The following is a 15,623-nucleotide window of genomic DNA, read 5'->3' as shown; positions in this document are numbered from 1 at the left end:
TGATTGTAAAAAATGCAGTAAGACTCTGGTAATATTGATACAATATTGAAACCTATTTTTCTTAGTCTTGAAGGAGGAAGATCGATGAGTAGCAGCGATAAGCAATCCCAGAAATCTGGGGTTTTTATAGGAGCCAGAGATTTGAAGGAGGAAGTTTATAAAATATTGCCTACATTCGATTTGTTAGTCAAGCAGATCGAGCAGTTGCGGATAGGCGCTCAGGAATCAAAAAATATAAGAAAAGATGTCAACAACACAATTGGGATATTCGGTGCAAGAGGTACGGGTAAAACATCCGTGCTCTATACGCTTATTAATAAGTTGAGTCCAGATGTACAGGATTCAGATTCCATTATGGCGCATCATAATATCATTCTTCCTATCATTGAACCAGACCTTTTCGGTGATAACAGCAAAATTATGGGCTCCGTTGTGGGTCTTCTCAAAAGGGCTGTTGAACAGCAGCTGAAACGAATTCAACAGTTGAATTTACGGGATTTGGAAGGGAAAGAGGGTTTTGACGAATATTTTAGCAAAGGTATTTATAAATCGAATAATCCCTTGCAGAACAGCCTGAATGAATTAATTGAATATCATATGTATACAGCAAGTGAGTACCGCAAGCTGTTGATTCACACCTATGACGATCTAGCAACCCATATTAGAAAATCTGCGCGGTTGCTTACGCCTGATATCGAGTTTAAGGAAAAACTACATTGGCTAATATCGTCCTTTATTGAGAATCAGCGTGCCCTATTGCACTTAAGCATTCGGAAATCGGAGGAGGAGCCGATTCTATTCTTGTTCATTGATGATATTGATTTGAAAATGACTCGAAGCAAAGAACTGGTCGAAGCGATTCTGCAATATGCCAATCATCCTAACATCATTACGGTCTTGTCGGGCGATTACTATATTATGCAGGAATCCATTATGCTGGGGCTTATTCAGGATGAACGGCTCAGTCAGGGGAATCTGAGTGTTCATTTTAAAGTGAATGCGGAACATTCCATTAAAGATCGAAAACAATTTCTTGCGCATGAATATTTGAAAAAGATAATTCCTCCTGCCAGACGGCATCAGTTATTGAAGTGGAATATAAATACGCTGCCTAAATTCGCTTTTGGGAAACAGTCGCTGATGGATGTGATGGATCGTTTGCTCGGAGTGAAAAATGTATTCAGCTATACAACAGATGGCAGCGAAGAGCGTATGCCAATCAACAATAGCTATAGTATATTTGACACTACACCGAGGGGTATCATTAATGTGTACTACCATATTCACGAAATCAATGAGCGCTATCCTGATTTTTGGCAAAAACATCAAGGTTTCAGTGATGAGGAGAAGCAAAATTGGTTTAATACGGTTAAATCCTTAATCGACACGATCCTGCTGTCGTCAACAACACTTCTTGCAAAGCAATCGGATATAATCAACGGTTTTATTCAGTGGGGACATGATGCTAGTAGCACCATTCTTCATTATTCCAAGCTTGAAGAAGTTGTAGCACTCAACAAGAAAGAAGATAATTCAGCTATTATTGTGTTGGATTTTGCATTGCTTCTTCCATTGGTCATTATCGGCGAAATCATTCAACAGCTGCTTAAGGAGGTACGTTATGATGAGGCGGTTCGTAACTTTTTACAAAATAAGCTGCTTCTTAACCTGCTGAAGATGGATAATTTGGATGATATAAATCTTGTAAAACTAGGTAGAGTTGCAAAGGCAATTGTGAATTTTATCAGTTTTCAAAATTCGCTCTTTTTCATTAACCAGATTGAGGAGCATAGTAATTGGTTAATAGAATCTTACAATAAAGCGAATGAGGAATCAATTTATACGAATGAAATAAAAGACCAGTGGATGCTGCTTCAGATTAATAAATTACTGAGTAATGACAAAGAACCAGACTTGCTTACGAATCTTTATTATGATGCTTATGTTACGAGTAAGAGTAAACGTAAGAATCGGTATGTACACAATGTTCTTCAATTTCTAAATAACACAAGTACAAGAAGAAAAGATTTTGTTTACTATCAAAGCATGTATGAATATCCGAAAGGTCAAGGTTATTGGCGTAAATTAACGACAATGCCACAGTACAATACTGATTATGTAATAGAGCTTTTTATTAATATGATTATTCAAATTCAAACTCGTGATAGTGATGATTTTAATCATTCATTTAAGGATTTGATAGTTAATGAAAACGTTAGAAGTAATCCGGCAGCTAGTCGGCTTAGAACGGTTTTAAATAAGCTGACTCATAACCAAACCGATAGTGGGCAGTTTAAACCAAATCAAATTAATATTATCAGCAGATTGATATCTGACTTTTATAAAGAGTTGTTTAATGGATTTAAAAGAGCGATATCAAATGAAGGAAAGCTAAGGATCTTATGGAGAGACAGCTCAATCATTAATCTTCAACTTAATGTATTTGATAAGGGAGTCGACGGTAGCTCAGGTACAAACTATAGCAAAGTAAAACAAGAATTCCGACAGCTTCTAGGAGACTATACGGATTACAACACCTATCGTAATTGCAGGTTACTACTTGAGGATCTATCTAACAATTTTAAAGTATGGTATGGGAGAAAAGAAGCGAAAGAGCTCTCAGCGGACCTTCAAGCACAGGCCTATTTAGATCCCGCTATTTTGTTGGCCGATGAACTATGGGTCATTAAAAATCTCATTCATTATTTAAATAAAGTGAATACATCTGTTTTTGTGGATACTGAATATGAACAAGTGAAAATGGAAATGCGAGTAAAGCTTGATGAAGCCTTCGATCAAGCGAAACAGCTGGCTACAGGAGATTTGAAAATGCTGGGTATGGAGCTTTGGGAGGACGAAGTTTCTGGGGAAGATGACGATGCTGGATAAAATGCATCTCATGCTGCATGCAGCTTTCATCCCCTTCAAAGATCTGTTATTCGCGCAAAATAAAGTGTTGGTAGAGACGGCTCTTGCGATCCATAATCACACGAAAGAACGCACTAAGTTAGGCGATCTCTTTAAGGAGAAGGTCTATCGCGCCTTATTATCGCAATGTGCCCCATCGAGTCTGGATGAAATCGATCTCTACATGGAAAAGTTTCATCCCTACTTGTTCCGGAAGTATTTTCAGGAACTGAAGATGGATGAAGCCCGAATGGAGAGAAAGCTGTATAATCACTACTCCGGTTTACTAAAAGAATTTGCGCGTGCTCTATTGTCTCATCGGGATGGTGAGATGGTATTTAAATATTGGAAGCATGAGCGTTCGGATAGCGATACCCCTTACGTTGATGTTTGGGATGCCTATACGGAACTAGACAAGGTTCATATGTTCAGCATGCTGAGCCGAATCATTCCAATGGATTTGCTAATTGCAAGCTATTATACTGCTAATAAATTAACAGACCCGCTTCAGCTTAACGGCTTATTTCAGCATATTAATCTGGCGGATGCGCCTTTGCATGATGTATTGCGCAATGGAGTGGCAGAGAATCATTTGCATGCGAGCGCGGCGTTTACCTTTTCCATGTTATGGCAGCAATGCATGAATTTCAATGGGAAGTTTGCTAAGAGTCGTATAGGGGGTTACTTGGAGAATTTCAAAAGCTCTTTAACTTGCCATTCTGAACAAATCAAAGAGTATATTCTGACAGCTCACATCATTCGACTTGTCTTGGCTCGCTATATGGAATCAGGCGAAACAAAGCCAATCAGCTCTTGGATTAGTAAAAATTATCCTAATGCACAGAAGATTATCTCGATCTGTTTTGATGAAAGCCAGTTTGCCAGCGTTGTTGATTTGTCGGAGTGCCTAGTGAAACTGAACAATGAATTTGGAAATGAAGAGCAGGAGGATGGGAACGACTGGATATTGCTTGTTTTTAAAAAACTAGCCACGATTAAGACCTATGGCGAAAATATTTACTTGCATCAAGTGATGCAATATATAAAACAGCTGGAAGAAAACAACGCGAAGGACAAAGTTTTTAACGAATTTATGTTTATGTTCTTTCGATACATCCGAATTAAAAATGAATTCTACCAGCAGGTGAATCAATCTAAGACGCTTAATGGTTTGGATTATTTCCAAGAGTATTTTAGCAGGGCAACCAAGGGCTTCGATAATCAGGACGATAGCTATTATCTGGATATGCTCAGAAACTTGTTTCAGAACCAATATTTGAAGAAGGTTGAATTTAGGCTGTCGATATCCAATACGGATGCAACCAATCGTGGAAGAATATTAAAGATTTTGGTAGCCTATAAGCAAATATTGGATGAAGATTATAATGTCAATGATAATATGGAATCAAAATTCCCAAGATTAGGAATTGTATATCATTTGAAGAAGGAGAAGGATGAAAGCGATAAAGATTGGACTGTTTTTAGAGATGACGACAAGAGAGTGAAAGCCTTGCATTTCGGACAAATTCAGAAGCAGTATAAAACTAAAGTCCAATCTATTCTGAACTTACGTAATAGAATTCCCTATTTATCCAATTTCATTGTTGGTTTGGACGCGGCTAGCTTGGAGAACAATACGCCGATCCATGTGTTTGCACCTGTATTTGAAACAGCCCGCAACAGCGACCATGATAAAATGCTCACGATTGATCGGAATGCAGCAATCACCAAGCAACAGAGCATGTTCTTTACCTTTCATGCGGGCGAAGATTTCAGACATTTGAATTCCGGACTCCGCCGCATCGATGAAGTGATCGATTTCTGCAAGTTCCATTCGGGTGATCGCATCGGGCACGGAATTGCATTAGGTGTATCTGTGGAGGACTGGGTTTCCGAAAACCGGATCATTATCATTCCACGGGGCGAATACCTCGATAATCTGTTGTGGATTTGGGGCGTATATACTCGGGTGTCGGATGTTAACTTCAAAACCTATTCGTACTTACAGCACAAAATTCATGAGGTGGCTAAAGGCATTTTGAAGGATGCTTTCGATTATCACTTATCGATCGAGATGTTGTATGAAGTGTATAAGCGAAGGTTCAAGTCTATTCCGGAGACGGTTCGTGCGGCAATTAATGCTCAACAGCAGAACTCAGCTAATGAGAGAAAAGGTTGGGATATAGATAGTCTGATACAAATGTATCATGAGAAAGTTTACCTAGAGCGAATGGCAGAGCCTATCTATGTGAAGACGACGGACATAGAACAAGAAATCATGATGGACATGCAGCGTTATGTCAAACATAAAGTGGCTATGAATGGGATTGTAGTCGAGGTTAATCCATCATCTAATTATGTAATCGGAAACATGAAATCGATATTCGATAATCAATTTTTCCAGATTAACAAGCTTAATGACGAAGACTTGCCTAATATCATGATTAATATTAATACAGATGACCCTATCGTATTTAATACAAATATTAGCAATGAGATTGCATATCTCTACTATGGAATGCTTTACAGAGGCGTGGGGAAAAGCGCAGCGTTGGAGTGGATCGAGAGAATACGCAAATCAGGTATGGATACTTCTTTTATTCGTGACGATGTGAGCAATTACGATTATATCAACCAATTGAAATATCTTATTACTGCATTGAGTGACCCGATTTATTGTGAAGAGTGCTAATGGGAGAGTACATCACTGGCAGCGATGAGGCCTTGTTTGGTTCTTACATCAGGTTGTGTCCACAACGTCAAAAAATTCGACAATACTGGGGAGGACCTCGAGGATTTGATCTCGATCGGTACGATTGGATTGATCAAAGCAATCGAGAGCTTTCAGACTGGTAAGGGCACGAAGCTCGCGACGTTCGCGGCTCGTTGTATCGAGAACGAAATACTTATGCATCTGCGGTCTTTGAAGAAGACTCGGAAGGATGTATCTTTGCATGACCCGATTGGCACGGACAAGGAAGGTAATGAAATTACGTTGATCGATATCCTCGGTACTGAGGCTGATGATATCGTGGATAAGGTGCAGCTGAAGATTGAGAAGAGCAAAATATATAAGAATTTAGATATACTCGATGACCGCGAGAAGGAAGTTGTCATTGGCCGCTTCGGGCTGGAGCATGGCGGGGATGAGCGGACGCAGCGGGAGATTGCTAAGGAATTAGGGATCTCGCGGAGTTATGTGTCGCGGATAGAGAAGCGGGCACTAATGAAGCTGTATCATGAGTTTTATAAGGCGAAGAGATAAGCTGTTTGATCTGTTTTTATTGGGACATTCACTTTTGAGATAGAGGTAGCTAAATGGTTAAACATTGATGGATAAGCCATATATTCAGGAAGTATTAAAGGAATTGGAGTCTTTAGGCTATGCCGATGCTAAAGGAATATTGCTGCGATATTACCGGCCTGTGAAACGTACTTTTGGATTTTATTTAAATGCTTATGATTTTGCTAGAGAAATTGATTCGGTTAATAAGGCCGTCCTCAAGAAATACAATCCAGATGATCCAGATCAGATTTATATTGGACACTTGAAGGAACGTTTGAAAAGAAAGACTAAATATTGGAGAAGTAGTATTAGTTATTGAGAGGTTGAAAATTAAGCTGGTTCATGCGTTTTTAAATTAAATAAGACAACGAAAATTGGGATTTTCGTTGTCCTATTTAATTATTATGGGAACGACCCTGAAGGGGTAGTGTCCAACGGGCGTGCAGGTTCAAATCCTGTCAACTGTACCATATATAACAATTAGAAAACCCTTGCGGCGCAAGGGTTTTTTTGTTGTCTTTTGTCTTTTCTCGTCGTATTACGTCTTTGAGGGCTTTAGGGATGTTGTTGACGAATTGTTGACGAGAAGCTGTGGCTCTGCAGGCATTTATAATGTGACGCAACCGGAGATGGCAGGACTAATACTGGAGCATAAGATGGTGCATGCAAATCATACACAGGCGGAATATATTGTGACCAGCAATCCCGGCTGCTTGCTGCAAATGAAGCATGGGATCGAAAAACATGGCGCTCCTGAACGAGTGAAAGCTGTCCATATCGTGGATTTTCTATATGATCGACTGAAAGTCGAGAAGCAATGAAGTAGTTACAAGCAGTAGAATGTTTAAAAAGGACGAAAACATTATGAAATGAAACATATTTTGTTGATTTCCAAAAATTCATCCCATACAATTAAAGTACAACCTTTCGGAAATGAAATCGTTTATTGCTTTTGCTTAAAAACCATCTGCTGGAGATACGAATGCTATTAACGTAGCTGCCGAGTTGTCAGAAAAAAGGATTCCGACAATAGTTCTTGGTGGAATATTAATGGATACGACCAAGTCAATGGTAGGGCCTGTCACGCTGGAGACGATTTCTCGCATGGCATTTGATAAGGTATTCTTAGGAGCAACTGGGCTTCATCCCCAGCACGGATTCAGTAACTCCAATATGCATGAAGCAGAAATCAAGCGTGTTGCTATTCAAAAAGCAAAAGAGTCGTATATTGTAATGGATCACTCTAAGTTCGGTACGAGCATGCTGGTTTCTTTCGCGGATTTAAAGGTCGTAACTGCCATAATTACGGACGAAAGTCCGAATCAAGAAATGGTTTCGATTTGTCAAACGGCTGAGACAAGCATCTTTTTAGCATAGAAATAGTTAATTAAAATTGAAATATGGAAAGATGTAAAAAAATCAAGATTGTGTTTCCCTTTCAGTAATCTTTTCTATCAGCATGCAACTCCCCGCTTGATCCTCGAATAAAGAACAAATAAATTTGTCTAGTACAATGGAATCGTCGAAAACTTCTATGAAACAAAGTAGTATGCAGAATTACTTGGGGAAATTAGATCCCGGTAAAAATACATATCTGCCGTTAGATAGACTTGAGGGATTCCATGGGGAATGAAAAACAGCTATCAGTGAAAAACCTGATCGCTGTTTTTTGTGCATCACAGCCATTGTTACGGGAATGGTACAAGTTCTTGTCATCCGACATTTAACTAACCTTGGCTGCTATTACACATAATAAATAAAATTAAAGTAGATGCAGATAAAGGGCGAATTTAAGTTAACAAGGAACGCTAGTTCAAAGCTTTCAGATTAAAACCTCCTATTAGAAGCAAACTAGATTTAAGAGCTTCTAAACGGGAGGTTTTGTTATGAATTTGAGAGAGCTGTGGCGATTGTATGAGGCTGACAAACGTATTCAAGGATTTAGTCCGAAAACATTAAAAGCCTATATCCTCCAGCACATTAACGGAGGAAATAACATGTATTTGGGTTTTTATCCCTCGAGGATTGAATACTCTTCTTTGCTTTCATGGGAAACGGAGATCCATCTTTTAACATAACGGTCGGTTTGCCTACGAAATATCAGTTAAAAAAGGTTAAATAAAATAGTTAAAAATGCATTTTAACCAAAATGGCATTTATTTAGCCGGATATACATTGTGATTGACATAAAAAAAGGTCATATGATAGGATCGGTTTAACTAAAATAACAAATATTTTACTAAAGGGCTGATGGTATTGGCTACCATAACGGATATCGCAAAAGTGGCTGAGGTATCGATTGCAACGGTTTCCAGAGTTCTCAATGAAGATCCGACGCTTTCGGTTACAAAGGAAACAAAAGAAAGAATCATCTTCATTGCAAACCAATTGGGATATCAAAACAAAGTGAGGAAAGCTCCAAAGCGGCCAAAGAAGGATAACATTCCGAAAATTGGTCTGTTAATGTGGTGTTCGATGGAGGATGAATATGAAGATCCTTACTTCCACACCATAAGGCAAGGGATTGAGAAGCAATCGAGGGAAGCGGGTTTTGAACTCGCGAAAACCATAAGGATGAATCAGTTTAGGCAAGATGAAACGTTGAATCACTTGGACGGCATGATTGTGGTAGCTAAGGTTTCTATGAGCGATATCGAGAAAATATATTCCCGCGATAATCGTGTGGTGTTTGTAAACAACCTCCCTCCGGATCATCAAAAATATGATTGTGTTATTTCTGACTTAGGGAACGGTACGGAGCAAGCCCTGAACTACTTGTTGCAGTTGGGACATACCCGCATTGGCTTTATAGGTGGACGGGAATTTTCTCTGAAACCAGGTTTTAACAAGGGTGATGAAGAGTTTGAAGTTCGGTACAGAACGTTCGAACGAATCGCGAAGGATCAAGGCTACTGTAAGGAATCCGATATCTATATTGGGGAATGGAATTCGGCAAGCGGATATGAGCTCATGTTAACGGCCATTGCAAATGGGGATATGCCGACAGCTTTCTTTGCCGCGAATGACCCGATCGCAATCGGTGCGATGCGTGCATTGCATGAAGCGGGAATCCGGATTCCACAAGATGTTACGATCATTGGTTTTGACGACATCGACTTATCTGCTTATGTACATCCCCCGTTGACAACAGTAAAGCTTTATGCTGAGCAAATGGGGAAAACAGCTGTGAATCTTCTTCTTGAACGGATAAGAGGGCGAGAAGTACCGTTAACAGTAATCATACCTACGACACTGGTGGTACGCGGGAGCAGTGGCAGGTATACGAAAGAGTGACGTACAAAGTACGAATCGAATCCAGGACCACACTTTTTCTGAACGAAGGGGCTAATGATTCGCAGCTATATACCGTCGATTGCCATGACTTTCATGGACCGATTTGTGTTCAAAATGTTGTGGAGGAATAAACAAGAAGAGTTTTTTCGGGGGGAGATCAATGGCTATCAACAGCTCGCTGCGAACCAAACTCATTTTTGGGTTTCTGTCCGTCATCGTGCCTCTGGCGGCCTTTTTGTACTACAGCAATTATTACGCAATGGAAGTGGTCCGCAAGCAAGTCGCCCAATCGAACCTGAACCTGTTGTCCCTGCACACCCGAGCAATGGATAAATCCTTAAGCGATATCAACTCCTACTTGTACAAGCTCGCAACCACTGATACTTATGTCAAAACTCTAGCTATATTCCCCGAACAATCCGAGGACTATATCTTCTCTCGAATCATGCTGATGCATAAATTCGATGTGGATCACGGACTATACAATCTGGTCGATTCGTTCTTTGCATATAACGCTGACAATGATGATCTGATTTCGTATTACGAATCGTACGATACGAATCGGGGGCGCGAACGAAATGCGTTGATCCGCAGCTTAGTGAACACGTCTGAATCGGGCGACCGATGGCGCTGGGTTAGCACCGGCACGGAATCGGGCCTGATTCGTATCGTCCGATCGAGCGGAATGTATGTAGGAGCCTGGATTCCGGAATCCAGGTTCATGGAGCCGGTGAAAAATTTGAATTTCGGCGAGTCAGGCAAATTTTTGCTGGTATCCGATGAGGGACGAGTACTCACTTCGATAAGCGCAAATGATTTTCCCGATCCATTGTTGAACCCGGGGAACGAAAAAAACGGACAATATGGAACGATCAATGACAAAAGTGCAGCAAGCTATATATACATGGTGCATCCGTACACCCAGTCTTCCATATGGATGCTGCTGTTGATCCCGGAACAAGATTTGCTCTTGAACTTGCCTTTTTTTCAACGAGCGATTTATTCGATTCCGTTCATTGTACTTCTTCTCATTTTCATTTTTGTTATGATTTTGCAGCGTGTGTTAATTAAACCGATCAGCTCCTTGCTGAAAGGGATGCGAATGATCGGCCAGGGAAATTTGAGGATTCGTCTCCCGGTTCCCGCACAATGGGAAATCGCCTATTTGATCAAGACATTCAATCATATGGCTTCCGAAATCGAAGGCTTAACAATCGGTATGTACGAAGAGAAATTGAGGGTGCAAAAAGCCGAGTTCAAGCATTTGCAAAGTCAAATCAAACCCCACTTTTATTTGAATACCCTGAATATCATCTATAGTTTGGCGGTGCTGAAGGATCATGCCACCGTACAAAAATTGGCGATTCATCTGGCCGATTACTTCCGTTTTACGATCCGAACCGACCGTCAGATCGTTACACTGAAGGAGGAGTGCACCCATATCGCCAATTATCTGGAAATTCAGAGGCTGCGGTTTCCGGATCAACTATTCTATCAGGTACTGCTTCCGAAACAGCTAGAAGATGTCGAGATCCCGCCGCTAACCATTCAGCCATTCGTAGAGAATACGTTGATTCACGGTTTCCAGGGCGAAGAAGCGGTTCTTCATATCTCGATTGAAGTGAGAATGGACGCAGATACGGCGGAGGGGAAAATATTCATTGCAGTATTCGACGACGGAGAGGGTTTTGAGGAACAGAAGCTAAGACGGTTGCAAACCGGAGAATACTTTGACAGGCAAGGAGAAAGTGTGGGCATTTGGAACGTCTATCATCGCTTGCGGATGCATTTCGGGGAAGAAGTGGCTATCCGTTTTGCCAATAGGCAGCCTCAGGGAGCGGCTGTGACCCTGGAGATCCCGAACGTTTGCAACAATCATCAGGAAAAGGGGATGTCTTGATTGTATCGGATGCTGGTGGTTGACGACGAGAAACTAGCGGTACAAGCCATTGCGGAAGGAATCGACTGGTCCGGTGTCGGTGTTTCTGTTGTCTACAAAGCATACAGCACCAAGCAGGCGATCGAAATCCTGAACCGCGAACCGGTTGATTGTATGATTACGGATATCGAAATGCCGGGGCGAAGCGGAATTGAGTTGATGGAGTGGGCCGTGAACAACCATCCCGGCTTGGAGTCGGTATTTCTGACCGGGTATGCCGATTTTTCGTATGCGCAGAAAGCCGTTCATCTCGGGATTCACGACTATATCTTTAAGCCGATTGAGCTTGATAAATTGCTGTCTGTCGTGAAGGAAATGATACGGAAGCTGGAGCAGCGCAAAGAAAATGAAGCGTTTCGGGAAACCTACAATAAATACGTACGCTTATGGGAAGATCAGCTTCCCTCTATGTCGGAGCGTATATGGCAGGATTTGCTGTCAGAGAGGTGCAGATTAGAACCGGAGAAGCTGAATGCGATGTTTCAGCTCTACGAAATTCCCGTCCAAGCAGGCGGAACTATTCTTCCCATTCTCATCAGCGTGGAACGCTGGAAAGAAGAATTCAGCCTGAGGGATGAGGAGATTATGGAGTATGCATTGCGCAAGGCTGCGCAGGAGATCATTCTGCACGATGGGAGCGGCACTACCGTACAGAGCCTGGATGGCCACAATGTCGTATTGATTCATCTCGATGCCTATCAACAGGATGATCCGTATCACCTCGACGAGCAGATCAAGGGAAAGTGCCGGGAATACATCCAATCATGCATACGGTATTTCAAATGCAGCTTGTCCTGTTATATCGGCGAATGGACACTAGTTCCCGATTTGGCAGAAGTATATAGGCGGCTCGTCAAGCTGGAACGGGATAGTGTGTCGGCATCGAATCAAGTCGTTTCCTTGCGTGAAGGATCGCCTCAACTTCTGAAGGGGGCGTTCCGTCAGTTTCCTGCATCACAGTGGTCTGCTTTGCTGGAAGCGGGAGAAGAGGAGCTTCTAATGGAGGAAATCAGAAAAACGATCAACCATTGGGGTCGGGAGCAAGATTTACATCCGGAAATGCTGGAATCGTTGTACTATACTATCCTCCATATGGTTTATATGGCCGCGCATAAAAAAACAATTTCCATCTCCGCTATCTATCCGGACGAAGATTTACTTTCCGCCCCGGCCGCCAGGCGCTCCGTTCATCACTTTGTGGGGTGGTGCGATAAGGTAATACGGACGTGCGTGTCCTATTTTAAAGCGTATTGCAAGGATGATTCCGTTGCGGTCATGAAGATCAAGCAATGGATCCAAGAGCATTTCCATGAAGAGTTTACCCGTGATACGATCGCAGGGATCGTTCATGTGAACGCAGGTTACGTCTCCCGTATTTTTCGCAGAGAAACGGGGTATTCCTTGTCGGAGTATATTTTGAACGTCCGGATGGAGGAAGCGAAATGTCTGCTTTCCCAAACAAACTTGAAGATCAGCGCGGTCGCGGAAGCAGTCGGGTTCTCTCATTTTTCTTATTTTGCCCAGCAATTCAAAAAGTGCTGTGGCTACTCGCCTCTCGATTACCGCAAGTTGACTTTGATGCGGGATGGATAATAACGGCTTTCAAATAGTGGAAAGGTGTGGTTGAGATGCGTTGGCAGAGGGGAGTGAGCATGGCGATCGCCACAACATTGACCGCGGCTTTGGTCGCCTCTTGTTCCGGCGGGAGCGCCGATTCGAAACCGAAGGGGATTGCTGCGCAGATACCGCCCGAAAACTCTTCGAATATCATGACGAATGTAACCGTCAAAGCCATGTGGATGTATGACTGGTTTAAAGGAAAGAAGTGGGGTGCAGATCCGGTCACGAAACGTATTACTGAAAAAACCGGCGTTCAATTCGATTTTAGCGGTCCCGGCGGTGACGGCGATCAGAAGGCGAATGTCATGCTCGTGTCCGGAGACTATCCGGAAGTGATGTGGATGGACCGCGGGCCGACGTGGGACGGTTATGTCAATTCGAAAGCGCTGTTGCCAATTGACGTGCTTGCGGAAAAGTACGGGTACGACAAGCTGATCGGTACTTATATTCCGCAGCATGTCATCGACAGCTTGAAACACCCGGACGGCCATCTTTACGGGATCCCCAACTGGTTCAGCGACAAGGGGGAGCTCTCTGTCGGCAGAACCCTCATGCTGCGTGAGGACATTTATGAGAAAATGGGAAGGCCCGACATCAAGACGATCGAAGATTTCGAAGCCTATTTAGCCAAGGTGCGTAATGCCAATCTGAGCACGACGAACGGTGAAATAGTGTTTCCTCTCGGTTTGGATTATGACGACGGTTCTTTTATTGAAATGTCGAACATGTGGGGAAGCAAAAACAAGGACTACCGCTATTATGACGAGAAGGAACAGAAGGTCAAGTTTTTTATGTTCAACGAGTCCACCAAGGACATGCTCCTATGGCTGAACAAGATGTACCGTGAGAAAATGATTGACCCCGAGAATTTCTCTTATAACGACGGAATGAAAAGGGAAGCGCGGAGCAACGGGAAGTGGGCGGCAAGCTACTCGGCGATTTGGGATTATTGGACGCCGAATGAGGTGCTAAAGAAGACCGATCCCGGCATTTATTACAAAGCCTACGCAATTCCGGCAGGAAAAGACGGTGTCAAGCCTTATATGGGGGGCTATAGCACGGTCGGCTGGAACGTGGCGGTCATCACCAAGAACGCCAAACATCCCGAAGCGATCATGCGCTTCTTCAATTACTACATGAGTCCGGAAGGCCAAATGTTAAGCTTCTATGGCATCGAAGGCGAGACTTGGGAAATGAAAGATGGTACACCGGTCCTGAAGCAGAACGCTTACAAGGAATTTCAGAAGGATTGGGATGGCTACAGTCAGAAAACGGGAGTACGTTATCTCGAACTGAACCAATATCAAAAGTATAATTGGGAAAGGCAAAGCGAATCGCCGGACCAGCAAAAGGATCGCCGTATTGCCGAGCTTTTCAAATTTGACGGAACGGACCTGAGCGTTTTAACGATCGACCCGAACAGCAAAGCGGGGATCGTCTGGGCGAATATAAAATCCGCTCTGCTCATGGACATTACGAAAGTGCTGATCGCTGATAGCGTAAAAGATGCCCGGGCACGCCTTGAGGAACTGCTGGCCAAGTATGCGAAGATGGGTATTAAGGATGTTGAGGAGGAGTGGACGAAGCAATATCAGGAACGTCAGAAGCTGAAGTAATGACATGTCTTCACTTCGAGGCGGAAGGGGCATTTTACCGCAAAAAAAAGCTGGTGTCTCCATGGGACTGACCCCCGTTTGTGAGACAGGGATCAAAACACCTTTCAAGTTTAAACAGCCAGTCGTCGGAAATCAATCGGCGACTGGTTATTTCGTTTCGTTTGAATCCGAATTGAGTTATAGTAAGTGTTGTAATCTCGAACGGTCTGCTCAACGATGGCTGTCGTTGTACAGGTTAACCCTTCGAGATAGAACGTTTCAGACTTTAGCGTGGAATGAAACGATTCGATGGGGGCATTATCAGCGGGCGTACCCTTGCGGGACATGCTCATGGTAATGCCTTTTCCTTTTACAGCTTCCTGATAGGCCTGCGACGTGTAGACGCTGCCTTGATCGCTATGGAGCACAGCACCTGGCAGAGCTGGCAGTTGATTTAGCGTGTGCAGCACAAATGCAGTATCTTGTTTGTCTGATATACTGCTAGCGACAATCTCTCCGTTAAACAAGTCTAAGATACTCGATAGGTATAACATTTTTCCACCATACGGCAAATAAGGCGACAACGACTCGCGGTTCCACCTCCTTTCCATCTCCTTGTACTTTTTTAGAACGTCCAATTGTTGCTTCAGAAACCGATTTTCTGCTTTCACTTTCTCAAGCTCTGAAGTGTGTTCCGGACCTTTTCCATAGCTGTATAGTTTACCAACAGGCTGCTCCAGGCGATGGAGCTCATTATTCCGGAACCATGCCATCCAAACCTTCAATTGCGTTACATTACGAATGTCCAGTTCTTCCATTACTTCTTTTACTAGGACACCTGCCAATCTCAATTCAATAGCCTTCATCTTTGTTTCCACTGGGTAGCTTACTCTTGTTRCCAACGCAAAAACACCTCCAAGGTTGTATCCACATCTTACGACATGTTCACATTCTCTTGAAGGTGTTTTGATTTGTCTCACTT

The 15,623-nt window shown here is 42.7% G+C and carries 10 protein-coding genes and 1 pseudogene; 10 read left to right on the top strand and 1 reads right to left on the bottom strand.

Features of this window, described 5'->3' with window-relative positions; genetic code table 11:
* Nucleotides 1-84: 84 nt before the first annotated feature.
* The 10 genes and pseudogenes from AC1DLI_RS25170 to AC1DLI_RS25125 all read left to right on the top strand — a co-directional run bounded on the left by AC1DLI_RS25170 (nt 85) and on the right by AC1DLI_RS25125 (nt 14,662).
* Complete coding sequence (locus tag AC1DLI_RS25170; protein WP_477607217.1) at nt 85-2,889, top strand: hypothetical protein; 2,805 nt, start codon at nt 85-87, stop codon at nt 2,887-2,889.
* Nucleotides 2,879-5,599 carry an amidohydrolase family protein gene (locus AC1DLI_RS25165; RefSeq protein WP_477607216.1) on the top strand — a complete coding sequence of 907 codons (2,721 nt, stop codon included), beginning with the start codon at nt 2,879-2,881 and terminating at the stop codon, nt 5,597-5,599. The genes AC1DLI_RS25170 and AC1DLI_RS25165 overlap by 11 nt, the downstream gene beginning before the upstream one ends.
* A gap of 24 nt (nt 5,600-5,623) precedes the next feature.
* Complete coding sequence (sigK, locus tag AC1DLI_RS25160) at nt 5,624-6,172, top strand: RNA polymerase sporulation sigma factor SigK (RefSeq protein WP_477607215.1); 549 nt, start codon at nt 5,624-5,626, stop codon at nt 6,170-6,172.
* A gap of 67 nt (nt 6,173-6,239) precedes the next feature.
* Nucleotides 6,240-6,512: a hypothetical protein gene (locus AC1DLI_RS25155; RefSeq protein ID WP_477607214.1), complete on the top strand. Its 273-nt coding sequence runs from the start codon at nt 6,240-6,242 to the stop codon at nt 6,510-6,512.
* A gap of 265 nt (nt 6,513-6,777) precedes the next feature.
* Nucleotides 6,778-7,014 (top strand): annotated as a pseudogene (locus AC1DLI_RS25150) (heterodisulfide reductase-related iron-sulfur binding cluster); the annotation flags it as partial.
* A 166-nt stretch (nt 7,015-7,180) separates the two neighbouring features.
* A complete protein-coding gene (locus AC1DLI_RS25145; protein ID WP_477607294.1) occupies nt 7,181-7,570 on the top strand; it encodes a DeoR/GlpR family DNA-binding transcription regulator in 390 nt (129 codons plus the stop codon).
* Nucleotides 7,571-8,449: 879 nt separating this feature from the next.
* Entirely contained in the window at nt 8,450-9,487 is a 1,038-nt protein-coding gene (locus AC1DLI_RS25140; protein ID WP_477607213.1) for a LacI family DNA-binding transcriptional regulator, read from the top strand.
* Nucleotides 9,488-9,647: 160 nt separating this feature from the next.
* The gene (locus tag AC1DLI_RS25135; protein ID WP_477607212.1) at nt 9,648-11,387 is read left to right on the top strand and encodes a cache domain-containing sensor histidine kinase; all 1,740 of its coding nucleotides are present in this window, start codon (nt 9,648-9,650) and stop codon (nt 11,385-11,387) included.
* Between the two features lie 9 nt (nt 11,388-11,396).
* Nucleotides 11,397-13,019, top strand: a complete 1,623-nt coding sequence (locus tag AC1DLI_RS25130) for a response regulator transcription factor (protein WP_477607293.1) — start codon at nt 11,397-11,399, stop codon at nt 13,017-13,019.
* Between the two features lie 59 nt (nt 13,020-13,078).
* Entirely contained in the window at nt 13,079-14,662 is a 1,584-nt protein-coding gene (locus tag AC1DLI_RS25125; RefSeq protein ID WP_477607211.1) for an extracellular solute-binding protein, read from the top strand.
* 110 nt (nt 14,663-14,772) lie between these two features.
* Here the strand turns inward: AC1DLI_RS25125 and AC1DLI_RS25120 are convergent, their stop codons facing one another.
* Nucleotides 14,773-15,543: an IS3 family transposase gene (locus AC1DLI_RS25120; RefSeq protein ID WP_477607210.1), complete on the bottom strand. Its 771-nt coding sequence runs from the start codon at nt 15,541-15,543 to the stop codon at nt 14,773-14,775.
* Between the last annotated feature and the right edge of the window lie 80 nt (nt 15,544-15,623).

The organism is Paenibacillus sp. 01T443 (assembly GCF_056398325.1).
The sequence above is the reverse complement of the archived record's forward strand: the minus strand, read 5'-3'. Positions and strand labels throughout refer to the sequence as shown.